This window comes from Paenibacillus sanguinis 2301083 = DSM 16941 (assembly GCF_000374825.1).
GTDB lineage: Bacteria > Bacillota > Bacilli > Paenibacillales > Paenibacillaceae > Fontibacillus > Fontibacillus sanguinis.
Genome location: NZ_KB895377.1, coordinates 91,102 through 116,343, shown reverse-complemented (window position 1 = coordinate 116,343; position 25,242 = coordinate 91,102). Strand labels below are relative to the sequence as shown.

Annotated in this window: 22 protein-coding genes and 1 tRNA gene; 4 read left to right on the top strand and 19 right to left on the bottom strand. The window is 51.3% G+C overall.

Features of this window, described 5'->3' with window-relative positions; translation table 11 throughout:
• Window positions 1–194: 194 nt before the first annotated feature.
• A complete protein-coding gene (locus tag C557_RS0104015) occupies window positions 195–1,061 on the bottom strand; it encodes an AraC family transcriptional regulator (protein WP_018750539.1) in 867 nt (288 codons plus the stop codon).
• Between the two features lie 270 nt (window positions 1,062–1,331).
• Between C557_RS0104015 and C557_RS0104010 the strand changes: the two genes are divergently transcribed.
• On the top strand, window positions 1,332–3,530 hold the full coding sequence (locus C557_RS0104010) for a GH92 family glycosyl hydrolase (protein ID WP_018750538.1): 2,199 nt from the start codon (window positions 1,332–1,334) through the stop codon (window positions 3,528–3,530).
• 126 nt (window positions 3,531–3,656) lie between these two features.
• Here the strand turns inward: C557_RS0104010 and C557_RS0104005 are convergent, their stop codons facing one another.
• The 7 genes from C557_RS0104005 to C557_RS0103975 all read right to left on the bottom strand — a co-directional run bounded on the left by C557_RS0104005 (window position 3,657) and on the right by C557_RS0103975 (window position 11,285).
• A complete protein-coding gene (locus C557_RS0104005) occupies window positions 3,657–4,541 on the bottom strand; it encodes an NAD(P)-dependent oxidoreductase (RefSeq protein WP_018750537.1) in 885 nt (294 codons plus the stop codon).
• Between the two features lie 205 nt (window positions 4,542–4,746).
• Window positions 4,747–6,351 carry a glycoside hydrolase family 43 protein gene (locus C557_RS0104000; protein WP_018750536.1) on the bottom strand — a complete coding sequence of 535 codons (1,605 nt, stop codon included), beginning with the start codon at window positions 6,349–6,351 and terminating at the stop codon, window positions 4,747–4,749.
• Window positions 6,352–6,371: 20 nt separating this feature from the next.
• Complete coding sequence (locus C557_RS0103995; protein WP_018750535.1) at window positions 6,372–7,526, bottom strand: glycoside hydrolase family 88 protein; 1,155 nt, start codon at window positions 7,524–7,526, stop codon at window positions 6,372–6,374.
• 399 nt (window positions 7,527–7,925) lie between these two features.
• Window positions 7,926–8,010 (bottom strand) — tRNA-Leu (locus C557_RS0103990).
• A 95-nt stretch (window positions 8,011–8,105) separates the two neighbouring features.
• Window positions 8,106–8,969: a carbohydrate ABC transporter permease gene (locus C557_RS0103985; protein ID WP_018750534.1), complete on the bottom strand. Its 864-nt coding sequence runs from the start codon at window positions 8,967–8,969 to the stop codon at window positions 8,106–8,108.
• Between the two features lie 5 nt (window positions 8,970–8,974).
• Window positions 8,975–9,907 carry a carbohydrate ABC transporter permease gene (locus C557_RS0103980; protein WP_018750533.1) on the bottom strand — a complete coding sequence of 311 codons (933 nt, stop codon included), beginning with the start codon at window positions 9,905–9,907 and terminating at the stop codon, window positions 8,975–8,977.
• Window positions 9,908–9,926: 19 nt separating this feature from the next.
• Window positions 9,927–11,285 carry an ABC transporter substrate-binding protein gene (locus C557_RS0103975; RefSeq protein WP_018750532.1) on the bottom strand — a complete coding sequence of 453 codons (1,359 nt, stop codon included), beginning with the start codon at window positions 11,283–11,285 and terminating at the stop codon, window positions 9,927–9,929.
• 161 nt (window positions 11,286–11,446) lie between these two features.
• Between C557_RS0103975 and C557_RS0103970 the strand changes: the two genes are divergently transcribed.
• Complete coding sequence (locus C557_RS0103970) at window positions 11,447–12,337, top strand: AraC family transcriptional regulator (RefSeq protein ID WP_018750531.1); 891 nt, start codon at window positions 11,447–11,449, stop codon at window positions 12,335–12,337.
• Between the two features lie 112 nt (window positions 12,338–12,449).
• The gene (locus C557_RS0103965; RefSeq protein ID WP_018750530.1) at window positions 12,450–12,878 is read left to right on the top strand and encodes a YhjD family protein; all 429 of its coding nucleotides are present in this window, start codon (window positions 12,450–12,452) and stop codon (window positions 12,876–12,878) included.
• Between the two features lie 43 nt (window positions 12,879–12,921).
• On the opposite strand, the gene C557_RS0103960 is transcribed toward C557_RS0103965, so the two are convergent.
• The gene (locus tag C557_RS0103960; protein ID WP_018750529.1) at window positions 12,922–13,791 is read right to left on the bottom strand and encodes a LysR family transcriptional regulator; all 870 of its coding nucleotides are present in this window, start codon (window positions 13,789–13,791) and stop codon (window positions 12,922–12,924) included.
• 134 nt (window positions 13,792–13,925) lie between these two features.
• Here C557_RS0103960 and C557_RS0103955 point away from each other — a divergent pair, with 134 nt between their 5' ends.
• Complete coding sequence (locus C557_RS0103955) at window positions 13,926–14,915, top strand: zinc-binding dehydrogenase (RefSeq protein WP_018750528.1); 990 nt, start codon at window positions 13,926–13,928, stop codon at window positions 14,913–14,915.
• 93 nt (window positions 14,916–15,008) lie between these two features.
• Here C557_RS0103955 and C557_RS0103950 read toward each other — a convergent pair whose 3' ends face one another.
• From C557_RS0103950 to C557_RS0103905, 10 genes are all read right to left on the bottom strand, one after another.
• A complete protein-coding gene (locus C557_RS0103950; protein WP_026263284.1) occupies window positions 15,009–15,233 on the bottom strand; it encodes a hypothetical protein in 225 nt (74 codons plus the stop codon).
• Window positions 15,234–15,340: 107 nt separating this feature from the next.
• On the bottom strand, window positions 15,341–16,600 hold the full coding sequence (gene pepT / locus C557_RS0103945; protein ID WP_040676426.1) for a peptidase T: 1,260 nt from the start codon (window positions 16,598–16,600) through the stop codon (window positions 15,341–15,343).
• 11 nt (window positions 16,601–16,611) lie between these two features.
• Window positions 16,612–18,033 carry a Sapep family Mn(2+)-dependent dipeptidase gene (locus tag C557_RS0103940; protein WP_018750525.1) on the bottom strand — a complete coding sequence of 474 codons (1,422 nt, stop codon included), beginning with the start codon at window positions 18,031–18,033 and terminating at the stop codon, window positions 16,612–16,614.
• Window positions 18,030–19,238: a MalY/PatB family protein gene (locus C557_RS0103935; RefSeq protein WP_018750524.1), complete on the bottom strand. Its 1,209-nt coding sequence runs from the start codon at window positions 19,236–19,238 to the stop codon at window positions 18,030–18,032. Before C557_RS0103935 ends, C557_RS0103940 begins: the two co-directional genes overlap by 4 nt.
• A gap of 4 nt (window positions 19,239–19,242) precedes the next feature.
• Window positions 19,243–19,710, bottom strand: coding sequence for a RidA family protein (locus C557_RS0103930; RefSeq protein ID WP_018750523.1), 468 nt, complete (start codon window positions 19,708–19,710; stop codon window positions 19,243–19,245).
• Complete coding sequence (locus tag C557_RS0103925; protein ID WP_018750522.1) at window positions 19,700–20,350, bottom strand: helix-turn-helix transcriptional regulator; 651 nt, start codon at window positions 20,348–20,350, stop codon at window positions 19,700–19,702. The genes C557_RS0103930 and C557_RS0103925 overlap by 11 nt, the downstream gene beginning before the upstream one ends.
• Window positions 20,351–20,371: 21 nt before the next feature.
• Window positions 20,372–21,733 carry a TldD/PmbA family protein gene (locus tag C557_RS0103920; protein ID WP_018750521.1) on the bottom strand — a complete coding sequence of 454 codons (1,362 nt, stop codon included), beginning with the start codon at window positions 21,731–21,733 and terminating at the stop codon, window positions 20,372–20,374.
• A gap of 38 nt (window positions 21,734–21,771) precedes the next feature.
• Window positions 21,772–23,151, bottom strand: coding sequence for a TldD/PmbA family protein (locus C557_RS0103915; protein WP_018750520.1), 1,380 nt, complete (start codon window positions 23,149–23,151; stop codon window positions 21,772–21,774).
• 10 nt (window positions 23,152–23,161) lie between these two features.
• Window positions 23,162–24,148, bottom strand: coding sequence for an ABC transporter ATP-binding protein (locus C557_RS22885; protein ID WP_018750519.1), 987 nt, complete (start codon window positions 24,146–24,148; stop codon window positions 23,162–23,164).
• Entirely contained in the window at window positions 24,135–25,217 is a 1,083-nt protein-coding gene (locus C557_RS0103905; RefSeq protein WP_154656151.1) for an ABC transporter ATP-binding protein, read from the bottom strand. Before C557_RS0103905 ends, C557_RS22885 begins: the two co-directional genes overlap by 14 nt.
• Between the last annotated feature and the right edge of the window lie 25 nt (window positions 25,218–25,242).

Below are 25,242 nucleotides of genomic sequence, written 5' to 3'. Positions count from 1 at the left end.
AATGACTTTATTATAGCCAAACCCTAAGACTCTTTCTTCCCACTTTCCTCTCAAAAATTCCCGGATATTGCGCCTTCATGCTCCAATAAGACAAAAAGACCCGAACAAGCTCGCCTTGTCCAGGTCCTTTACCATTAGTGGGTATTCAAATAGTGGGTATTCAAAAAGTCGGGTTTACAGGTGAGCAACCTCTATTAATGACTGTTCAAACTCTTCTGGTATTGCAGGGGAGATTGGCCCACCGCTTCCTTGAATACATGATGAAACGTCTTTACACTGGCGAACCCCGCCTTTTCAGCCACCTCGACCATCGGAATTTTCTCGTTAGCCAAAATAAATTTGGCTTGATTGATACGGTATTCCGTCAAGAATTGCATGAATGTCTGACCGGTGTTCGTTTTGAAGAAACGCGTAAAATAGTAGGGGCTAAAGCCAATGAATTTAGCGATATCCTCGACCGTAATCACTTCCTGATAGCGGTTCTCTACGTATTCAAACACCTGATTTAGCAAATCCAGTGTTTCCTTATGCTGAATGGTGGAGCGTTTAGTCTTGTTCTTTTTCTCCTTGCGACGGGGCAAATTCAAGTAAAATTCACCAATGAGCTGGTAGAGGTATCCCAAAGTTAAGTAATTCATGCCGGCAGGCTTGCTTTCTTCTAATTTATACAAGTCAATCAATAGCTCTGTGGCTCTCCGGACAAGCGTCTCCGGCCAATTGCGACTAAGTGGCTCCCCGTATTCAAACAAGCTCAGCAGGGAATCCTCCGAGGTCCGCAAAACTTTTTCATCAAACAGCTTCAAATTGAATTGAAAAACATAACGCTCACTGTCAGGAGAAGCCAGAAAATAATGAGCTTCACCGCTGGGGAAGATATAGATCTCCCCTTCTTCAAGCTGAACGATGTCCTCATCAACCCCGATATTGACCTTCCCTTTGCGCGAATAGATAATTTCGACTTCCTTATGCCAATGGGGGTACACAATCGTCATCCCGTCATTCAGAAACGTTCTGAACGGGAGTAAATCCTCGAAACCCGGAATCTCCAAATAATTGCTCATACGCCACTGACTCCTGTAAGTTAGATAAGCTGCTTTCAACTTCATACGTTACTATAGGTCTTTTCGGCATTCAAGTAGTATTTCACTAGACAAATCATGCAGTCGGCCTCTAATTTTGTTATATTAAATAACTGAGGATTGAAAGCTCGGACCATCTGCCTCAACAGCAGGTTGTCGCCCCGGTTCCATTCATTGGACGGCAGACGGTTAAGAGACTATAAGAGGTTGTTCACACGCACTATTAAAAACAACCATTTCGGGAGGTTCTTCATGCTGCATTATATTGATACACGACAAGGCACCGGCAACAAATATGTATACTCCAACGGAAACACGCTGCCGGTGACAGCCGTTCCCTTCGCTATGAATCATTTTGTCGTGCAAACGGCCGAAGACGGCAATTGGTTTTTCCACCCTCGCGATCGCGTCTTTCAAGGCATCCGCCTGACTCATCAGCCAAGTCCATGGATGGGTGACTTCAGCACCTTTCTGATGACGCCAATTGCCGATGACAAGATCAAGGGTTCGCCCTTCTCTTGCCAAAGCTCTTATCGGCCCGAGGAAGCTGTTTTTAAGCCTCACTTCCTCAAAGTGAAGCAACAGCGCTACAATATCATCACCGAGCTTGTTCCAACCTGCTATGGAGCTGCCCTGCGAATTAAATATAATTCCAGGCAGCAGGCCGGACTGGTGCTGAACGCCAGGAATATCAGCGAATTCCATCTGGATATGCCGAACCGCCTTATCACTGGCTATGTGAGTAACTTCGCCGGGTGCCATGACGACCAATTCCGCATGTACGTGTCCATGCAATTTGATCAAGACATCGATTTGAGCACGTCAGGTTATTATGATGCGGATGGACAATTGTGCAATGCAACGGATCTGTGCGGAACAGACCAGCATGTCGTTGTCCGTTTTAAACATTGCGAGCAAGGCATCCTGCAAGTCAGACTTGCTACCTCATTCATTAGCCCGGAGCAAGCTGAGTTGAACCTGAAGCGAGAAGTGGATACCTCACAGGACCTGTTAAAGGAGCAGGCAACTGAGGCCTGGAACCATTATCTGCATAAAATTCAGGTCACGCATAGCCATGAAGAATATCTACGCACTTTCTATGGCTGCTTGTACCGCATGTTCCTGTTCCCACAGAAGTTCTATGAGCTTGATGCCGATATGCAGCCTGTTCATTATGATACAACGGCCAAGGCGGTGAAGAAGGGGGTAATGTACACAAATAACGGATTTTGGGATACCTACAAAACGGTCTATCCGCTGTATTCCATCATTGCCCCTAAGGAATACGAAGAGATGCTGGAAGGTTATCTGAACAGCTACCGGGAAACGGGATTTTTGCCGAAGTGGCTTTCGCCGGATGAGCGCGGGTTGATGCCAGGAACGCTAATCGATGCGGTTATCGCAGATGCCGCAGCGAAGGGGATTGGACAGAAGCTGATGCCCGAGCTGCTGGAGGCGATGGTTACGGCCGCCACGACGCAAAGCGACAAGTCCTGTTATGGCCGTCAGGGGACACATGATTATATGAAATATGGTTACGTACCGAGCAGCTATACGGAAAGCGTGAACCATACACTGGACTATGCCTATAGCGATTATTGCATCAGCCGTGTTGCCGAGATGCTGGGCCAGACGGAACTTGCCGAGCGCTATCGGGAAAGCGCTTTGAACTATCGCAACATCTTTGATTCCGCAACTGGATTTATGAGAGCCAAGGACGAGAAGGGACAGTTCCGTCCGGATTTTAATGATACAAGCTGGGGACTGGACTATGCCGAGGGTAGCGCCTGGCAGAGCAGCTTCGCTGTATTCCAGGATATCCAGGGTCTAATTAACGCTTTTGGCTCGGAAGAACGCTTCTCCCAGAAGCTCACCGAGCTATGCAACAAGGCCCCTGATTATGATGTGCGCGGCTATGGCTTTGAGATTCACGAGATGAGTGAAATGGCGGCCGTGGATTATGGACAATTGGCCATCTCCAACCAGCCAAGCTTCCATATCCCTTATCTGTTCAATTACACCGGACAGCCGGCTTCCTCCCAGGTAGTCATCAAGCAAATTTTGACCCATCTGTTCAACAGTGGCTTTGAGGGGTATCCTGGCGACGAGGATAATGGCAGCATGTCCGGCTGGTTCGTGTTCAGCTCGCTTGGCTTCTATCCGGTATGTCCGGGCAGCAATGAATACGTGCTGGGTATTCCACTCTTTGACTCGGTCACGATGGAGTTGCCAAACGGTAAGCAAATGAATATCCAGACTGACAATAATAACCCGCAATCCAACTTTGTTGCTGAGGTCAGCTTGGGCGGCGAAGCGTATAACAAGCTATACATCACTCATGAAGACATCCTGGAAGGGAAAACGCTGGAATTCCGGCTTGGTCTTGCTCCAAGCTATCGCCAGTATCAGGCGGAAGAGCTGCCCTTCTCCATCTCCAAGCGTCGCAGCTAAAAAGGAAATTTTCCATGGCTGATCGATAAAGAGGGTGTTGCAAAAGTTATCGTAACTTTTGCAGCACCCTCTATCTTTAGAGCCCGGTTTACTGTCAGTGATTCCTACAAATGCTCTGCACTAGCTCTACAAACCCAAATAATATTTGAACAGCACTTGTGTCCCCTTGTCTTCATAGCCTTTTTCGGCAATTTGCCGGTAAAGCGATTCCGCCAGTTCCAATCCCGGCGTATTCAGTCCCATTTCCTTAGCCGACTCCAGCGCAATCCTCATATCCTTGATAAAATGCTTCACATAAAAGCCAGGCTCAAAGTTGCCGGCCAGCATCCGCGGTCCAAGATTGCTGAGCGACCAACTTCCCGCAGCCCCGCTCTCAATGCTCTTAAGCACCGTATCGGCTTCAAGCCCGGCATTCCGGGCATATGCCAATGCCTCGCATACCCCCATCATCCCCGAGGCGATGGCGATCTGATTGCACATTTTGGTATGCTGGCCAGCCCCGGCCTTGCCCTGATATACAATGTTGCTGCCCAGCAGCCTTAACAAGGGCAGCACAGCCTCGTAGTCCGCTTGTTCACCGCCCACCATGATGGAGAGCCTGGCATCCCGCGCACCGATATCTCCACCGGATACAGGCGCATCAAGCGCATGCAATCCTTTTGCCGCACAAGCCTCGAAAATTCGTCCCGCAAGGCGTGGACTGGAGGTCGTCATATCCAGCAAATAGGCTCCTTCTTTCGCCTGAGCCACCAGCCCGTCCCGTCCAAGATACACTTCCTCCACATCCTGCGGATAGCCAACCATCGTTATGACCGCTTCACAGGCTGCTGCCAGTTCCCCCGGCGACTCATGCCATACCGCCCCTTCTCTCAACAATTCCTCTGCTTTGGCGTAAGTGCGTGTATACACATGCAGCGAATAACCCGCCTGCTGAATATGCCTTGCCATGCTTTTGCCCATAACACCGATTCCGATAAAACCTATCGCTGATTTTCCAGGTATGAACGCCACGCTGTCATCTCTCCTTTTCCCATTCTATTTCTTAAGGATCTATTATTTATTCTCGACCTGCAAAATATTGTCCTTCTCCTTCTAACCAATCATCATCCAATAAAATTTCAGCAAGGTACAGACCTCAGGCTCGGAAAAAACATCCGTCCACACAAAAAAGCTCTTGAGTTCTTCCACAATAGGAAGCTCAAGAGCTCTTCTAAATTTATAGACATGGCGCTTCAATATACTCAAAATAATCAAAGTCAGCCGACTTGCGGAAGCCAGTCAGATCCTGGCAGCATAATCCGACGAAGGCACCGGTGAACCACCCTTCGTGGCAGGCTTCATCAGACAAGGTGCTGGCATCCAGAACAGGTCCGATCGGCTTGAATGCCTGCTCGCCTTCTGTGGAGTAAGTAAATTGAAGCTGATCATGGTCCACCTCTACACGCAGCCAGATCCGCTGGACATCGTCAGGCAAGGCCATGTAGCCAACAGGCGCGTTATACTTGTTATTGACTGCAGACAGGATACTGATACAGCGACCGATTTCTTCGTCGTGAGTCACGTGTAAATAATAATAATTTTGTGTATCGTAAAGGCAGATCAGACCAGCCAGATGTTTGAAGCTCGTCGGCATGAATTCCAGACAGGTGGTAGCTGTGAATTTGAACTCCTGCCAACGCCGGGCCACTAGGCTTTGTCTGTATTTGGAGCCAAGTCCTTCCCTCCCATAAAGTCGCAGATAGCCCTTCCGCTCGGTTAATGAATAAAATGTAGCATCCAGCGGCACACGCAGAGACTGGAACTGTATATCCAATAGTTCACTATCGAAGTCATCTCGATCCGGACGTTTGGGAAAAGGATGGAGCGGAAGCCCCGGAGCTTCTACCTCTACCTCCGGCAATACGGTGCCGTTCGTCAAGCGAAGCCAGCCATCTGCGGTCCATTCCACTTTTTGCAGAGCTGTTTCCCGTCCCAGGGTATACTTTCGCTCCCCCTTTTCCGTCCGATTCTCCAGTGCCCGTCCACAGAGATGGACCATATACCATTCACCCGTTTGTGTTTCTACGAGGTCACCATGCCCGGATTTTTGCAAAAGCAGGTCAGGGTGATCTCTGGATGTCATTAGCGAATTACCCGAGTAAGCTTCATAAGGGCCAAATAAATCCTTTGACCTCAAGATGGATTGTCCATGGCCCTCCCCTGTCCCGGTGTCTGCTGCGAACAAGTAATAATATCCGTTGCGTTTATAAAGATGAGGCCCCTCCAGATAAATATCGTTGCTGGCATAAATAGTGACAGGCTCGCCGATGATGCACTGCTCCTGCCGCGAATACTCCTGCAGGACGAGATGCCCCTTGTACCGCTTCCGGGGCCGATGATCCGTAACCATACTGACGATATACATACGACCGTCATCATCATGGAATAAGGATGGGTCAAAGCCGTAGCTATGCAGATATATCGGTTCTGACCATTCGCCGCGAATATCCGTCGCCGTGACCAGGAAGTTGGGCGTATCGTACATGTTGACATAAAACGAATTTACAACCGTATAAAGTAAATAGTAGATGCCGTCATGGAAGGTCAAGCATGGCGCCCAAACTCCCTGTGAAGCTCCGACACCACGAAGATCCAATTGGGACAGCCGGGTTAACGGGCGGGTTATCAGCTCCCAGTGGACCAGGTCCCTCGAATGATGAATTTGCACTCCAGGGAACCATTCAAAGGTTGAAGTGGCAATATAATAATCATCCTCCACGCGGATGATGGACGGATCTGGATTAAAGCCTCTTAGAATCGGATTCTTAATGATATTCAACATGAGGTCTCCTTCAATGTTTTTTACCATAAATAAAGATCGTTGCCCTTTAATTTGAAGATGGCTTCCATAAAATAATAGTCACCGTAGATAATGGCATGATGATGATTAGAAGAATGATAAGCTTCCGTCCCGTACAGGAGAAAATGGTCGGTCTCCGGTGACCAGTCGATGCGTGATTGGTCCAGCATGCCCAATAGCTTCAGCGCTGCGGAAATATATGATCGGCTTTCATACCCGCCTACGGCCTTGGCAATCTCAATCAGTCCACAGGCTGCGATAGCTGCGGCTGTATCATCTGCCAGAGCTGGCTCTTCAGGCTGTCGAAAATCAACAGGGATAACCCCGTCGTCAGGAATATTCGCCATAAAATAATGAGCAACCCGCTTAGCTGTCTGTAAATAGTCATTTTTCTCGGTATGAAGATAGCTCATCATGAAGCCATAGAGAGCCCAGGCTTGACCACGAGTCCAGGAAGACCCCTCCCCGAAGCCTTGCCCGCCATGTGCACGAATCACCCCTCCGTTAAATGGATCAAACTCGACCACATGATGTACTGAGCCATCCGGCCGAACGAAGGCTGTCATTGAAGTATCGGCGTGCTTCATCGCAATCTGCCTGTAACGGGGATCGCCTGTTTCTTCCGTCGCCCAGTATAATAGCGGAATATTAAGCATACAGTCGATGATGGCCCAGCCCCTGGTATCCTTGCCAGCCAGATCGTTCCAGGCACGAATAAAGCTGCCCGCCACGTTGAACCGTCCAGCCAGTAAGTTTGCAGCATGCAATGCCCGCTTACGGGATTCCGTATTCCCGGTAACTTTGTAGTTAGCTACGCTGGTAGGAAGCCACATAAAGCCAACGTCATGGTGGAGACCGTAATATGCCTTAAAGCATTGATCCAGCTTGGCTTCCGAGACTTCCGCAAACTCCTTGTATTTCTCATGCCCGGTGGCATGATACATCAACCATAACATGCCTCCCCAGAAACCGTTCGTCCACCAGCAAATGCCGTCGGCTACATCGCCTGACGGGTTCACTTTCGCCCGATCATCGTGTACGCCATTCACCGTGGTATAAGGGATTTTGTCCCGGGAGCGCTCGCTGACCTGCTCCATCTTGGCTGTTAGCCTGGTGATCACATCGTTTAACCATTGCTGCTGTGTAGCATTTAACAAAGAGGTTCACAGCCTTTCATCCTGAATTAAGTGAGAACGTTCTCATCTCTTCGTTGCTCCAGAAGCAAGACATCTGATTTTAAATCGGTAACAAGTCAGATCGTCCCGTATCACCGTTTTTATGAAGTCGCTTCGTTAATTCAAGAGTAGCATGTGTGTTCTTTGATCGGAATGCAGTTTTTTTAGGGACATGTGCATCATTTTTAAGAGGTAATTCAAAAAGTACCTTTTTTACAATAAACAAAGGTGGGTCTCTGCATTTCATTTATCCATGATCACATACTCGAAATTGTACTATTAATATTACTATTAAAATGATTCAACCAGGTCTGCGGATACAAAAACAGATTCCTTGTTGGCACCAGCGCCAAAACAGGAATCTGTAAATGTTAGGTATAATGCGGTCGAGAGGACTCGAACCTCCACGGGGGGTTAGCCCACACGGACCTGAACCGTGCGCGTCTGCCAATTCCGCCACGACCGCATATCTCGTTGTCGCCATCATCAAGAATGCGGCAACGAAATATACTTTACCATAAATTTCAGGAAAGTACAACTAGAAATTAATTTCGGGGCACATCACCCCTTTACCCCGCCAACCGTCAAGCCCTCAATAAAATACCGCTGAAAGAACAGAAACAGCACCAGAATAGGCAAAATTGCCAGCACAGCTCCCGAGATTAACGCTTCATAATTATTCCCTAGCGGCGATACGAAGGAAGCCAGCCCGATGGGAAGCGTAAATTGCTCCGTCGTTCGCAAGACAATTAACGGCCACAGAAAATTGTTCCAGCTATTCATGGCCTGCAGAATCGTAATAGCACCAAAGGCTGGCGCCATCAGCGGCACCATGATGCGAAAATAGATTCCATACTCCGAGCAGCCATCAATTCTTCCCGCATCCATAAAATCCTTGGGCAAGCCAAGCACAAACTGACGAAAGAAAAAAATCGGCAACGGAGCTACCACAAAGGGTAATATTACTCCCCAGATCGTATTGATCAGCTTGAGCGAAATCGTCAGCTTGTACAGCGGCAGCAAAATGATTTCCACAGGAATCATCATGACGACCAGAACCAGGGTGAAGATCAATGTCCGCCCTTTGAAACGATACATGCCAAGCCCATAGCCAACCATAGAGGATAACAGAAGGCTCAGTAAGGTGAATAGTAAAGTAATAATCAGACTGTTCTTATACCAACCAAAATAGTTTGCCGCTGCCCCTTCGCCTGTAAAGATCGTTTTGTAATTATTCAAGCTCATTAAATGGATATCCAGCCGCACGTTCAGGCCATATCTGAACAACTCAGTTGCCGGCTTAAGCGAAGCCAGAAATAACGCATAGAGCGGGAAAAGCATCAGGATCGCTAACAGGACAAATAACAGCAGCATGACCACTGAAGATGGCGTGATTCGGCGTTTTTTACCAACCCGTAACTGCATAGCCTTTACTCCTCCTTCCTGAACATGCCGGTCAAAGCCAGTTGCAGCATGCTGACGATGAGGGTAATAGCTAACAGGGTCAGGCCAACGGCAGAGCCGAAGCCCAGATTAAAATACTGAAATCCCTGCTGATAAATATAACCAACCATCGTCAAACCGATATTTTGCGGCGATGGCTTCCCTGCCCATAGCATATAGCTTTCAGTAAACATGGCATAGCCGCCATAGATGGTGATCGTCACCACATAAATAGTGATGGGTCTTAACAGGGGGACCGTGATGCTCCATAATCTTCTCAGCTTGCCCGCTCCGTCAATCTGGGCCGCCTCATACAATTCGCCGGGAATACTCTGCAAGGCAGAGAGGAAATATAGCACATTGATGCCTATCCATCTCCAGCCAGCCAACACTACCAGCGCCACCATACTCAAGCTTGAGCTATAGAGCCATTTCTGGCTGGGAAGGCCAAACCAATGGAGGATCGTATTCAACAAAGCCCCATCCAATTCTCCGAAAATCAACCGGAAGACGACACCCGCCACAACCACCGAGGTTAAGGCCGGAATAAACAGTGTGGATCTGAAAAAGTTGCTGAACACCATTTTCTTGGAATTTAACAGCACAGCCAGCAGCATAGGTACGGGAATCAGCAGCAGCAATGTCCACAAGGTATAGCGGCTGCTATTGTATAATGCGGCTCCAAAATCCTCGTTCCACAAAGCCCGGTAATTGTCCAGTCCCACAAATGAAACCTCTCCGGGCAGCACCTCCTGAAAGCTCATCACCCCGCTGCTAACCAGCGGATAGGCAAAAAACAGCACAAACGATAAAAGAAACGGAGATACAAATACGTAAGGGGCAATCTTTTGTGAATTGCCCCATCTTTTACGCGGCTCCTTCCGTATCTTCCCCGGATTCAACTCTCTTTCCAGCTGCATGATCCGCCTCCTGCTCTCTCTACTTCAAGCTGTTTTGAACATCCTTCAATACTTGAGCCGGCTCCTTCAAATTAATAAAGATTTCCGGCATCGCCTTGTTGCGAATCGCATCAAATACCTCTGGTGTATTCTCGCGGATATTCACCGGGGCAATTTCATCCTTTACGCTAAGCAGTGTATCAAAGATGTCATCTCCGAAATAATCCGTAAATTTATTTGATTCCTTCATCGCCGGGTCGCTCCATACATCAGTACGAATCGGATCGAATCCAAGCTGCTTCCATATTTGCAGATTGCCTTCCTTGGACAGCTTGGCATAGGTCAGGAATTCCTTAATCAATTCCGGATTCTTGGCTTGATTCGTAATCGACGTGGCCGTACCGCCCATCCCTGCCGAACGGTTGCCGCCTTCCTCCCAGGCAGGCATAGGACGAATCATGATTTTGCCTGACAAGTCAGGGATATGATCGGTGAAGCGATTCATGAACCAGAACGGCATGAAGACGGAGGCTGCACTGCCGGAATTCATGTAACCGAAATATTCCTCCGTATCATGGCCGGCTCCGGGAGCTACAGCGGCAACCCCTTCCTTGACCAGCTTCTGAAAAAATTCCATCGTCTTGATATTCACAGGGGTATCAATCGTTACATTCCCGTCGGCATCCACCTGATCAGAGCCTTGCTGGCTAATCGCCGGCCACCAGGACCAGTTCCCGTTGCCTTCAAACGTAATCATCGGCTTGCCAGTCTTCTCCAGCACCTGCTTCCCGGCACTCTCAAAATCAGCCCACGTTGTGATATCATCCGGGTTAACTCCGGCCAAATCAAGAATTTCCTTATTGTAATACATCACCGTAGCTCCGACATGATAGTCGATGCCGTAGAACGTATCCCCTTTGCTATAAATCTCCACTCGGGATTTTACGATATTGTCTAGCTCAGGCTCTACAATGTCATTCAGAGAAACAAGCTGTGGTGTGCCTTTCATAAAGTTGGGAAACTTGTTTTGCTCGATATCCACCAGGTCAGGCGCTCCTACACCCGACTGCAAGGCAACCAGAAGCTTGGTATGCATATCATCATAGGGAATCGTTGTCGCCTCAAGCTCGATTGCCTTATCTGGATTAGCCGCATTCCAACTGTCCGCCATGCTCTCATAGAACCGCTGGTGCGCATCCACAAACGTCCAGAAGACTACCTTCTGTGCTTCGCTTCCCGCGGCATTGCCATTGCCGTCTGCCTGCTTGACATTGCCTTCATTTTGCTTCGGATCCGTCCCCGCTGAGGATGGATGATCTGTATTTGCTCCTCCACAGCCGCTGAGCCCCATGACCATGATCAGCATCAGAACCATTGCACCCATCAAAGTCTTCTTCATCAAGTTCTCCTCCTTGACTTCTAAATACCGCGTTCCCCGAATTATATTTTTTCAACATCGGGGTAAGCGCTTTAATTATATTAAAGCATGTTGTATTCTAATAAAAAACGGAGGTTTACAACCTTATTTTTAATAATTTCAACCTACTTGGAGGGTAACCAATGAACTCATCCATCTTGCATTTCATCTCGCCGCCCATTCCCTATTTTGTGGATTGCGGGCACGCTTCTTACGACGAAGGCGATTATCATATCAACCGTAATTGCATCGGTGTGTTTGACCTGATCGTTGTCCTCAAGGGAATGCTTCCCGTAGCGGAGAACGACAGATCCTGGGAGGTGCGTGAAGGAGAATTTCTCATCCTGTGTCCTGACGGGCATCATTATGGCAATGCTCCCTGCCGGGAGGAAACAAAGATTATCTGGATTCATTTTCAGACCTTTGGCAGTTGGATCGAGTGTGCCTCGATGGACGATTGCCTTGAAGGGCAAACTCAATTGATTCAGAACCATAAACAGAAAGCCTTCGTTAATCATGCGGATGTCTGCTCCATTTTCCTTCCCAAGCACAGAAAAATCGCCCCCAAAGCCATGGAAGTACTGGACCTGTTCTTCGCCCAGGAGCATGAACCGCAATCCTTGCGCAACTGGAACAGGCAGGCCTCCTTTCAGCGCTTCCTTCAGCATCTCGACCGTGACCTGGCCTCTCCTTCGGATGCCACCGCCATTCAATTGGCTGAACAAATCGAGCTCTTCATCCGTCATAACTACACTCGCAACATCACCAACTCCGTACTTAGAGACGAACTGAACTACCACCCGAATTATTTGGCCAAAAGCATGCTTAAAGCCTATGGAATGACACCGATCGCTTACCTGCAAAATTATCGGATCGAACAGGCCAAGCGGCTGCTGCTGCAAACCTCCTGGTCTGTGGCTCGCATTGCCGACGAGGTGGGCTTCCGTCATGTCTCCCACTTCTCTTCCTGCTTTTCGCAGAAGGAAGGGTTATCTCCAACCGGCTTCCGCAACAAATTTATCCGCAAGCATTGACCGCTTCCCAGGCTGCTGCAACCAGCTTATTCCAGAAGCAATCCCCTTGATAAATAAGGAGAAATTAGAGTATAATAAGAACATAAGTTCTCATTTAAAGGGGTGTTGATATATGGCCGTTCCCGGTCTAAGCGAAGATGATTTGGCCTTGATCAAGAGTGCATTGCTGCTGGAGTGCTTGCAGCGTATATTTCAGCGGGATGCCCGGGTGCTGGAGCAGAGCGGAGTCTTGAAGAGTCCTGAGGTTTATGTCGATTTTATCCGCCACGGCGAGAGCCGGGCATCCGTTGTACTGGCAGAAATTCACGATCAATTCCGGCAGCGGAACATCGAGATTTACCGAATTAGCCAAGATGAGAACGGGATTCGCGCCGAATACCGCTACCGAGGCTTCCACGGCAAGATGAACATTTTCTGGTCTGCACTTCAGCAGGAGGTATCGAAGCGTATGCGTGCTTACCTGAGCGGCAACGGAGAGGCCAGCTCCGCTTCAAGCTCAGGGCGCACAATCGGGCAAGAGGCTACCGCATTAGTTGAGTAGCCGATCTCCCGATCGAGCACTGTTCCAAGCATATGATGGCATTTCAGCTTCTATGCAACGGTTGTACCAGCTCTAATAATGCAGCTAATGCAGCAGAGTAAATCTGTCCCGCTCGATATATAAATCCTACCTCCAGCCTGCGATATTGCTCCGGCAATGCGTAACTGGCGATTTTTCCTGCCTTTTCCGCATTTAAGACTGAGGATCGCGGCAACAAAGATACGCCTAACCCGGCGGAAACGCCATTTATGATCACTTCCATCGTGCCAAATTCCCTGACTTCATAAGAAGAAATCCCCTTTTCCTTCAATATAAGCTCGGCCCTGGCCCTGTGGGTACAGCCAACATCAAAAAACAGCATGGGTAGGGCAAGCAGTTCTTCTATGTTTGCCTCTGCTCTGTTACGTTCGGAAATCAAAACAAGCTCATCTTCAAATATAGGCAGATATTCAATGTGCGATTCATGAATCGGACCATAAACAAAAGCTCCGTCCACTTCACCGGTCAACACCTTTTGCAAAAGATGATGGGTTTCGCCCGTTTGCAGCAGAAATTGAACCTCCGGATAATGGGATTGATATTTTTTAATCACCGGAAGTAAGTCATAGGCAGCAGCCGTTTCAATACACCCTATGCGCAAAGCGCCCGCAGGGACATCTGAACCTTGTGTAGTCCGGAGCGCTTCTGCCAGCAGGTCTATAATTTGATCAGCGTAATGAAGCAAATTTTCTCCTGCAGCGGTCAAAATCATCCCTCGATTCGTTCGCCGAAAAAGCGGGAGCTTTAGTTCAGCCTCCAAAAATTGAATCCGGGCTGTCACATTGGACTGGACATAGTTTAACGCCTGCGCGGCTTTGGTAATACTTCCTTCTCTGGCAACAGCCTGAAATATCTTCAAATCGTTGCTTTCCAATTCTGCTCACCTCCCAGCCATGATTATTTATGATACTCACGTTCAGTTTTATTCATTTTATCAACCAGGTTGAGCTGTGTACAATGGGAGTGACATGGAAGGTCAACCTAAACTACAGCAACAGGAGGATACAAATGAAGGCGATTATACATGCGGGAATGCCAGGAATACGAGGATTGCAATACACAGAGCAACAAGACAAGCTGCCGGGAAAAGGCGAGGTAAAGGTACGCTTAAAAACTGCCGGGTTGAATCATCGAGACTTATTTCTGATGGCTGACCGAACGAATCAGGATGCTCCCTTCATTCCTGGCTCGGATGGGGCTGGAATTATTGAAGCCGTCGGCGACGAGGCAACTCCTCTGACACCAGGTGCGGAGGTCATTATCAATCCATGCATAGGGTGGGAAAAGACAGAGCAGGTCCCGATTGTGCCTGTCATACTAGGCGGTCCTTCAGACGGGACTTTCGCAGAATCTGTCATCGTTCCCCAACAAAATGTTGTCCCTAAGCCTGCCTATTTAACCTGGGAAGAAGCAGGGACACTATCCCTGTCGGCCCTCACCGCCTATCGGGCGTTATTTACTAGAGGGAATTTGCAGAAAGGCCAGCATGTACTTATTCCAGGGATCGGCGGCGGGGTGGCAACCTTTGCGGCGCTAATGGCTGCTGCAATCGGGGCGGAGGTAACCGTCACTTCAAGAAGCGAGGTCAAACGCCAAGCTGCGCTGCAACTGCCGATAGCTCAAGCATTGAATACTCATGAGAGCTGGAAAGACCAGCTAAAAGGTAAAGCTGTGGACTTAATCCTGGATAGTGTTGGCCCCGTCGCCTACGGCCAATACTTTGATGTCATCAAGCCTAATGGAAAAATCATTATGTTCGGGGCAAGCTCCGGAGATGAAATTACCATTCCCGCTAGGGCGGTATTTTTCCCTCAGCTCCACATTATTGGCACTTCTATGGGGAGCAGGGAAGAATTTATAGCGATGCTGCAATTCATGGAGCGGCATGCTCTGCATCCTGTGATCGACACGATCTATCCTTTAAAAGAAACGGCACTTGCCTTCGGGCGTATGGAGCGGAGTGAGCAACTAGGCAATATCGCCATTGCTATAGACTAGCATCTGACATACAAATATTAATAGGCATAACTAGCAAAGGGGAGCCTCCATATCGGAGACTCCCTGCAAATTCGGCATCCTGTTACCGCCAATTTATTCGTTCAGACCATCCAGAGAAGCCCGTGGCTCCCGAGAGGGCTGGTAAATATAATTACGGTCCAGCTTGACTACATTGCGGTTGGGCTTGCGAATCAGCACATGCGTATCATCCCAGGCCACGACAACGCCCCGAACATCATTGCTCTCGATGCCATCACGCACCACCCGCACCTTTTCACCGGACAACCGATACTGATTCAACTGCTCGTCCGAAATCATGAAACGCTCACCTCCCTGAGGCAAATTATATAACAAATATTCGCCATCTCCAATCAAGCGATGCAGCAGGGCGTGAGTTTGCGCTTCTCTCCGTGCCATTTTACGTATTACTTTGCTTGAGCACGCAAGTCCTCGGTCACACTTAATTGAACCAGTTCAATCAGCATTTCCACTGCCTTCACCATCACATCGGCAGAGACATACTCATAGCGGCTGTGCATATTTTCGCCCCCGGCGAACAGGTTCGGGGTTGGCAGCCCCATAAAGGACAGCCGCGCGCCATCTGTTCCGCCGCGAATCGGCTGAATCCGCGGCTGAATTCCAGTCTGCTCCATCGCCTTGCGAGCCAGCTCTACAATGCCAAATACAGGCTGGATCGCTTCCAGCATATTGGCGTAGCTGTCCCGAATCTGCATAGTTAACACAGACTCGCCATATTTGGAGCGGAAATCCGCGGCCGCAGACAATAGCAACTCCTTGCGCTCCTCGTATTGAACGCGATCAAATTCCCGAATCAGGTACACCAGCTCGGTGCGCTCCGCCTCCCCGCGGCAAGCGTGCAAATGAAAGAACCCGTCCCGTCCATCGGTATACTCCGGGGCTTCTGCCTCCGGCAGATAGCGGTTAAACTCCATCGCCAGCTTCACGGAATTCACCATTTTACCCTTGGCGCTGCCCGGATGAGCATTTCTGCCGTGGATCACGACTCGCACAGTCGCTGCGTTAAAGTTTTCATACTGCAATTCCCCCAGCGGTCCGCCATCGATCGTGTAGGCGAAGTCAGCACCGAAGGCTTTTACATCGAACTTGTCGGCCCCTCTGCCAATTTCCTCGTCGGGCGTGACGGCAATCCGAACCTTGCCGTGAGGGATTTCAGGATGAGCCATCAGCACCTCCAACGCGGTCATAATTTCGGCAATGCCCGCTTTATCGTCCGCACCCAGCAGCGTGCTGCCATCCGTAACAATGAGTGTCTGACCGATATAGCCATCCAGCTCGGGAAACTCCGCGGGCTTGAGCACCACCGCTCCCGCCTCATCAAGCTGGATGTCGCCGCCCTCATAGGTCTCAATCACCCGCGGGCGCACCCCTTCGCCGGTGATTTCAGTCGCCGTATCCAGGTGAGCGATCAGCCCGACCACCGGCACTGCTTGTCCGGCAGGCAGATTGGAGGGCAACGTGGCCATGACATAACCGTTCTCGTCCACGACAACCTCCGCAAGCCCCAGGCTGCGCAGCTCGTCCGCCAGCATCCGGGCCAGCACAAGCTGCCCCGGCGTAGAAGGACAGCTAGCGCTGGCCCCATTAGACTGCGTATTGACCTGCGCATAAGCAATAAATCTGGAAATTAACTTGTCCTTAAGCATGTGCATGGCCATCAAGCCTTCTTTCCACAAATATCAATAATGACCTGGGTGAACATGCTAGCCGAGGTCAACAGATCATCCAAAATGACAAACTCATCGGCACCATGCGGGCGCGGATCAACCCCCGGCATCGTACAGCCGAAAGCAACGCCGCCCTCAATGCCATGTACATAGGTCCCCCCGCCGCTGTAGTTGCAGCTTCCCTTCTGCCCGGTATACTGCTCATAGCAGCTTAACAGCGTCTGGACAAACGGAGAATCGGCAGGTGTATGATGAGGCGGAGAAAAGCCCGAACGCTTCAACTGCACCCCATAGACAGCCAGCTTGCGCTCCAGCACATCCATCGTATTGCTCTCCGTAGCACACAGCGGGGTCCGGCTGTCAAAAAAACCATAAATCCGCGTCGGCTCAATCTCCAGAATGGAGAAATTGATCGTCAGCGGCCCCGACAGCTCATCCTCCATCTTGAGTCCCGCCGCTTCTCCATAATAATCGCCATGCGGGAAGGTCTCATAGACTCCCCGCAGCGCTTGGTGAATAGGCGTGTCCGCCAGTGGCAGGGCAACCAGACCATCCAGCAGCGCAGTCACAGCATTGACGCCCTGCTCCGGCAGTGAAGCATGGCCGCCTGTGCCTTGCACCTGAATTCGAACCCGGGGAACAGAGCCTTCAGCAGGCAAAGCCGTACAGACAAATTCCGCACCGGTGCGAGCGGAGACCGCCAGCGCACAGGCCTGAACCTCGGCTAATGACAGCCCCTCCACCGTCGCCTCCGCTACAGGAGGAACAACGTTTACGCGATAGCCTCCGGAAGCGGACAGCACACGCGGCAAGGCGGCTTCCTCCTGGAACAGGCCTTCAAAGCTGGTGCGCAGTCCCCCTTTTTCCGTATTGATAACGGGAAAGGCGCCGTCTGGCGAAAAGACATGCCGCGGCGGGCGCTCCTTGGCGAAATAATATTTAATGTCACTGCTCCCGCTTTCCTCATCAGTTCCCAGAATAAGCCGCGCGCCGGAGGTTAACGGCACGCCCAGCTCCTTCACCGCAGCCAATGCAAACAAGGCGGCAATCGCCGGGCCTTTATCATCCGTCGCCCCCCGCGCATAGAGCCGTCCGTCCTCGATCGTGCCGCCGAAAGGCTCCTTGGTCCAGCCGTCGCCCTCGGCGACGACATCGAGATGCACCAGAATGCCCAACGAGGGCTCCAGTTCATTAATATCAACCGTCCCCACATACCCCTCATGGTTGTGCGTGATCAGTCCCAGCTCCCGAGCCTGTCTCAATACCTCCTCAAGCGACTGCGCCACCTCCGGCCCAAACGGCATCCCCGGCTGCGGGTCTGCCTTGACACTTCGTATGGCAACCAGCTGCTGCAGGTTCTTGATCAACGTATTCCGAACTCGATCAAAATAGGCATCAATAGCTGCTTTCATCCCTGACGAACCCCCTTGATCATTGTGGTATAGCCCCGCTTCTCCGAGGCTGCTTTCAACCGCTCCAACGCTTGCTCCAGCGGCTTGCGCGGCGTGGCCAGATTCATCCGCGTGAACCCGTAACCCCCCGTCCCGAACCAGCTGCCGCAATCCAGATCCAATGCAGCCTCCTTCTGCAGAAAGACATGAAGCTCCTCCTCGCTAAGCCCCAGTCTATTCCAGTCCATCCAGACGAGAAACGTGCCTTGCGTTTCGGAGATGGTGATCTGGGGAAGATACTTCTGGAAAAAATCGCACACCAGCCTGATATTCTCCTGCACATAATCCAGCATCTCATCCACCCATTCGCCCCCATGCCTGTACCCGGCAATGAGCGCCTCACGCATAAACGGATTGATGCTTCCATAATGGTCGATCTCCCTTTGCCGCAGAAAGCTCTCGCGCAAAGACTCGGAAGCAATCAGCACATTAGCATGACTGAAGCCCGTAAAATTAAACACCTTTCCTAACGAGGTGGTGACAATCGCATGTCCTTCAGTGCCGGGAATTTGCAGATAGGGTACCGTATAATGCCCGTTAAAGACCACCTCGGCAAAAATTTCATCAATGATGACCAATACGCCGTAACGCGCTGCCAACTCCGCAACCCGGGCCAGCACATCCTGCTCCCAAACCTTGCCGATCGGATTATGCGGGTTGCACAAAATCATCAGCTTCGTATCCTTCCTGGCAAATACCTGCTCCAGGCTGGTGAAATCCATCCGGTATTCGCCGCCCTCATAAATCAGAGGGCTTTCCACCACCTGGCGGTGATTGTGCTCGATCACCTTGCGGTACAGCAAATAGACGGGAGGCTGAATCACAACACCCTCGCCTTCGCTTGAGAAGGCGCGTATTGCCGCCGCCATCGCCTGCAAGGTGCCATAGGTCGGGACAATCCATTCCCGCTGAATTTCAAAATCGCGGCGCGTCTTCATCCAGTGCATAATAGCATTAATGTATTCGTCATCGGTAATCGTGTACCCGTACAAGCCATTGCGCGCTTTCGCAGCCAGCGCTTCCATAATCACCGGCGCCGTCTTGAAGTCCATCTCCGCTCCGCTGTATGAAATCCCCCCAGCCTGGAGCACTTCCTCGGGGGTGTCGATGTATTTCATATTCCCGCTATTTTGCCTGTTGACCAATGTGTCAAAATCGTACTTCATGGGACTACAGCTCCCTTAATTCAAATATGCCTTCGATTTCCACCGTAACGTCCATCGGAAGCTGGTTGGTCCCTACTGCCGAGCGGGCGTGCGCCCCCTCTGCTTCGCCAAAAATGTCCATCAGCAAACGAGAAGCCGCATTCACCACCAGATGCTGGCGGTCAAAACCGACCTCACTGTTCACAAAGGCAAGCAGCTTGACCACGCCCTTGACCTGATCCAGATTGCCGGCATAAGCCTTTAAGGAGGCAAGCATATTGATTACGCACAAACGAGCTGCCTCCTGGGCATACTCCAGACTGCGCTCGCTCCCGGCCTTGCCGGTATAGACGGGCTTTCCGTCCCGCATGGGAATATGGCCGGATACATACAGGCCCTGACCCAGCCGCTTGACCGGAACATATAAAGCCCCCGGACCGGCAGGGGCTGGCAACGTGATGCCAAGTTCAGAAATCCTTTGTTCAATCTCCATCGATATGATCCTCCTGCTCTTGCTTATCCAGCTCATTCAAGTAATTATATACAGTAAATCGCGAGACGCTCAGCTTCTCCGAAACAAAAGGGACGGACTTCTGAATATCGAACACATGCTTGTCCTTGAGTAATTTGATCAGCTTGAGCCGATCCTTCTTGTTCATATCAGCGATCGGCTTGCCGACAATTTTCAGCGCTTCCTCGAATATTTCGCTAAGCATGCCTTCTCCGGCCTGCCAGATCGCGCTCTGCAGGTCTCCCCCCACATTCATCAGCCCCAGCAGCAACTGGTTGGCGCCAACCAGTTCCGTAAAATCAAAATTAATGCCTAACGCCAACCGATAGCCTTCTCCGAACATCTGAAAGGTAGAGCTCTTGATTTGCCGACCCTCCGGTGTTACAGCCAGATGGTTCACAAAATCCACCCCGGAAACCAGTTCATCCAAATCCTTGGTAGAGCCTAGCACATCGACAATAGAGCCAGGCTCGCGGCCGGTAACATGTCCGTTATAGATAGCCAGAATGGGGTGGCCCTTCACACTCATGTCATGGATCAGAGTTTCACAGGATTTGCCGAAGGTCAGGGCAATGCCCTTGGCCAGCCGATTCAGGAAATCAAAAGCTTGTTCTTTATTCACAGCAACAACCCCTGTTCAGATTTATTTACCGGACACCGTGATCCCGTCCACGCGAAGGGAAGGAGCGCCGTAGCATCCGTGGGCCATCGGCGCGCCCGGACGGAAGCTCGTCGGCAGACCAAACAGCAAATCACTGCCGATATCCGATAGATTTTTCATAAAATCATACAGGCTGCCAGCAATCGTAATCCCGTCGAAGGGACGGTCAATCTTGCCGTTCTTCACTACGTAGCCTGTAGCTGGAATGGAATATTCGCCAGAGGCCGCATTAATACCTGCCCCGTGAAAATACGCCGTTACATCGGTTACATAAAGCCCGTCGCCCAATTCCTCAATCAATTGCTCCAGACTTTTCTCTCCGGGAGCAACATAGAAATTGGATGGATAAATAGCGGGTGAATAATTGTAATCCAGCCGATGATAACTGCCAGGCATAGCATCGCCAAACTGCTCCGCGGTTCGGGTATTGTGCAGAACCGATTTCAGCACCCCGTTCTCCACCAGCGTGCGAGCCGCGGAAGGCTGCCCCTCGGCATCAAACGGCCGACAGAATACGCCGCGCGGATCTAACGGATCATCCACAAGGGTGATCGCAGAGCCCGCAACCTGCTCGCCCAGCTTGCCCTGCAAGCGGGAGGTTCCGCTCAGCACCGACTGGGCGGAGAAAAATACGGAAAATCCCTGCACCAGCAGGCTGGCTGTGTCATTGGGGAATACAATGTTATACGTTCCGCTCTCGACCTGCTCAGCGCCAAAATAGCCGTTTGCTTTGCGGTGTCCGGACTGCACCAGGTCGCGTGGATCAATATCCGCCAGACAAGTCCCGCCGCGATACAATAGCGAATTCTTAAGCGTCCCGTTCTGCTCCGCTACCAGGTAGAGGATGCAATAGATCGTATTTGATTTACAAGAAACGTCGAGCCCCAGGTTGTTGACCATCCGGATCACCCGGCTCTCGGCATGGACAACCCCCTTGGTCTTGGACAAATTGCCGCAGGCCTCGATTTCCCGCCATACCTGATCGCGCAAGGCAGCCACCTTGACGGGGTCCTCCAGCTCGGCATCGGCAGAAGGCAGCTCTGGATACGTCCCCGAGCCATCGTGGAAATACGCCTGGCCCCCTCCGCCAGTAAGCTTTACATTCTCTGCAACCGTTTCGATGAGAAAATGAGCGGATTCCTCCGAGAGCTGCTCGGCATACGCGGAGGCTGTGCCTCCTTCAATCGAGCCGCGGAACGAAACGCCCCGCTTGATATTGTACTGCTCTCCCTGAGGCAGCGAGAGCTGGATGCCCGAGCCCTCTGCATAATATAGCTCTGTCTGATCAAAGCCGTATTCCTTGGCCTTGGCGAATACAACCTCCTTGAATGCTTCAAAATCCATACTATCAACCTCCTCTTCCATCCGGGATCGGCTCAAGCTCACTTGCCGCCTACCACAAGCTTGGAAATTTTAATCATCGGCTGTCCGTTAGATACAGGCAAGCTCCCGCTGGACGCGCCGCAAAAGCCGCCGTCAAAATCCAGCTTATTGCCAACCATCTCGATGTTCATCATGGCCTCAACCCCCATGCCCATCAGTGTCGCCCCTTTGATTGGCGAAGTGATTTTGCCCTTCTCGATCAGGTACGCCTCCTGAACATTAAAGTTGAAGGAGCTCGTCTGAGGATTGGCAGTTCCTCCCCCCATCTCCTTGGCGAATACCCCGTAGTCCACACTTGCGATAATATCCTGCTCTTCATCCTCGCCCGCTACAATGTAGGTATTGGTCATGCGCGAGGTCGGGGCAAAACGATAGGACTCCTTGCGTCCGCTGCCTGTTGGCTTCATCCCCATCTTGCGCGCACCCAGCCGGTCGATCATATACCCCTTCAAAATGCCGTTCTCGATCAGCAGGTTCTTCTGGGCCGGCAGCCCCTCGTCATCCACATTAATCGAACCCCAGGCCCCGGGCATGGTGCCATCGTCAAACACTGTAATCTTGTCCGTCGCAATGCGCTGACCAAGCTTCCCGGAGAACACCGAGCCCCCTCCGGCGACTGAGCTGGATTCCAGCGAGTGTCCACAGGCCTCATGCAGGAAAATACCGCCATGGCCTCTGGACAGCACCACAGGCAGCTCGCCCACCGGACTAGGTACGGCATCCAGCTTCATCACGGCAACCTGACTCGCCTGCTCGCCGATCAATTCCGGCGACCAGGTGTCAAACATTTCCAGACCGCCCTGCACATCATACCGCTTGTTGCATACTTCATTCTCCCCGCCGCGGCTGGCGATCGAGCGAACGCCAAGCGTCGTATAAATCCGCCGATCATTCAGATACACGCCATCACTTGTGGCCAGCGTAAGCTTCTGATCGCAATCCTTATAAGAAACAATCGCCTGAACAACCGAATTATGATATTGTCTGGCCGAGCTGTAGGCCCGTCTGACCAGTTCCCCTTTGTCCCTGTTGGGAACCGAGGAGGGTACCAGCAGGGTAGGGCTGTAATTGGCAATGTAGCGTTCCGTCAATGAAATCTCTTCATTGCGGCCGATCTCTCCCAGCACCTTGGCCGCCCGTCTGGCCAGCTCCAGCATCGATTCGCGCGAAACATCATTGGTATAGGCGTACACGCTTTGTGTGCCTCGCAGAATCCGTACAGAAGCGCCGAAATCATTGCCTGACAAAATCGAATCAAACTGGCCGCCGGACAGAATCAGCGAATGACGAAGGGTATCCTCTACAAATACCTCAGCATAGTCGCCCCCCGTCGAAAGCGCCGTACCTAATATATCTTCCATCAACGTTTTACTTATCATCTTGCTCCGTTCAGCCCCTTTCCGCCTTCCCGGCCCACTCCAAGGCCCGGTGGCAGGCAACAAAATGCCCTGGATTGATCTCTTGCAGCTCCGGTCTGTGCTCGCGGCACTGCTCATTGGCATAACGGCAGCGGGAAGCAAAGCAGCAGCCCTTGCGCTCTCCAAGATATTGCTTCACATCGCCGCCAAGCAGCACCTTCTCCCGTTCCCTTTCATACAGAGGGTCCGGTGTTGGTACCGCTTCAAGCAAGCCCATGGTGTAAGGATGCAGCGGTCTTGTATACAGTTCATCCGTCTCCGCCTTTTCCAGCAGATTGCCCAGATACATCACAGCGATATCATCAGAAATGTGCCGTACCATGCTTAAATCATGAGCGATGAACAAATAGGTCAGGCCCAGCTGCTCCTGCAAATCCATCAATAAATTAATAATTTGGGCCTGAATGGAAACATCCAGTGCCGATATCGCTTCATCGCAAACAATAAACTCGGGCTCAACGGCCAGCGCGCGGGCAATCCCTACACGCTGCCGCTGCCCTCCCGAGAATTCATGCGGGAATCGGCCGGCATGCTCCTGATTAAGACCCACCAGCTCCAGCAGCTCGCAGATTCGCTTGTAACGCTCCTTTTTCCCGGTATACAGCTTATGAATATCCAGCCCTTCGCCGATAATGTCCCCTACGGTCATCCGCGGGTTCAGCGAGGAATAGGGGTCCTGAAAAATCATTTGAATCTTCTTGGTCAGTTGACGCGCTTGCTTCTTATCCACCTGATGCACATCAGCTCCGCGGAACAACACCTGTCCCCCATCTGCCTGATGCAAACGCACGACCGTGCGGCCAATCGTGGTCTTTCCGCAGCCCGACTCTCCCACCAGGCCAAGCGTTTTGCCTCGGGCAATTTCAAAGCTCACCTTGTCGATCGCCTTCACCACGTTGTCTCCAGTGCGAAAATACTTCTCCAAATCACGCACCACCAGCAAATTAGGCTCTGACATCAGCGCTGCCTCCCTTCGAGCGTGCACGAGTCTGAATCCGCGGCCCGGTCACCTTCGGCGCCTTGGGGTCCAGCAGCCAGCAGGCTGCCTGTTGCGGAACAGATGCGTCGGCCGCATCGCGATCCTCGCCCGCTTCATTTACAGTCGTCAGCGCCGGGTCCTCCGTCAAGCAAATGTTCATGCAATATTTGCATCTGGCCGCAAAGGCGCAGCCTGTCGGCGGCGAGAACAGATCCGGCGGCGAGCCGGGGATGGCATCCAGCCGCTTGCCGGTGCGTTTGCCCAGATCGGGAATCGATTCCAGCAGCCCCCAGGTATACGGATGCCGGGAGCGGTAAAAAATGTCTTCAGCCCGGCCTGTTTCTACAATTTTTCCGGCATACATCACCGCAATCCGATCCGCCATCTGCGCCACCACGCCAAGGTCATGAGTAATCAGCACGATAGCCGTGTCCAGCTTCTCCTTCAACTCATTCATCAATTGCAAAATCTGGGCTTGCATCGTTACGTCCAGCGCCGTCGTCGGCTCATCGGCCAGCAGAATTTTGGAATTACAGGCCAGCGCAATGGCAATCATTACGCGCTGCCGCATTCCGCCGCTGAATTGATGTGGATACCGCTCCATATTCATCTCAGGATCAGGAATTCCTACCATCCTTAACATCTCTGCCGCTCGCTGCCGCGCTGCACCCGCCTTCAGCCCCTCATGCTTGCGGATGCCCTCCATAATCTGCTGCCCCACCCGCATCGTCGGATTTAAAGAAGACATCGGGTCCTGGAAGATCATCGAGATTTCCTTCCCGCGAATCCGCTCCATTTTCTTGTCCGACAAGCGGGTCAAATCCTGGCCATCATAGACAATCTGCCCTTCCTTCAGCCGTGAAGGGGGCGTTGGAATCAAGCCAAGAATCGTCTGTACAGTCACACTCTTGCCTGAGCCGGATTCCCCCACCACCGCCAGGGTCTCTCCTTTATTTAAATAGAAGGAAACCCCGCGCACAGCCTGTACCTCGCCAGCATAAGTGTCAAAGGAGACCGTCAGGTTGTTCACTTCCAATATCGGTTCCAATCTCGGTTCCACGCTTCTCTCTCCT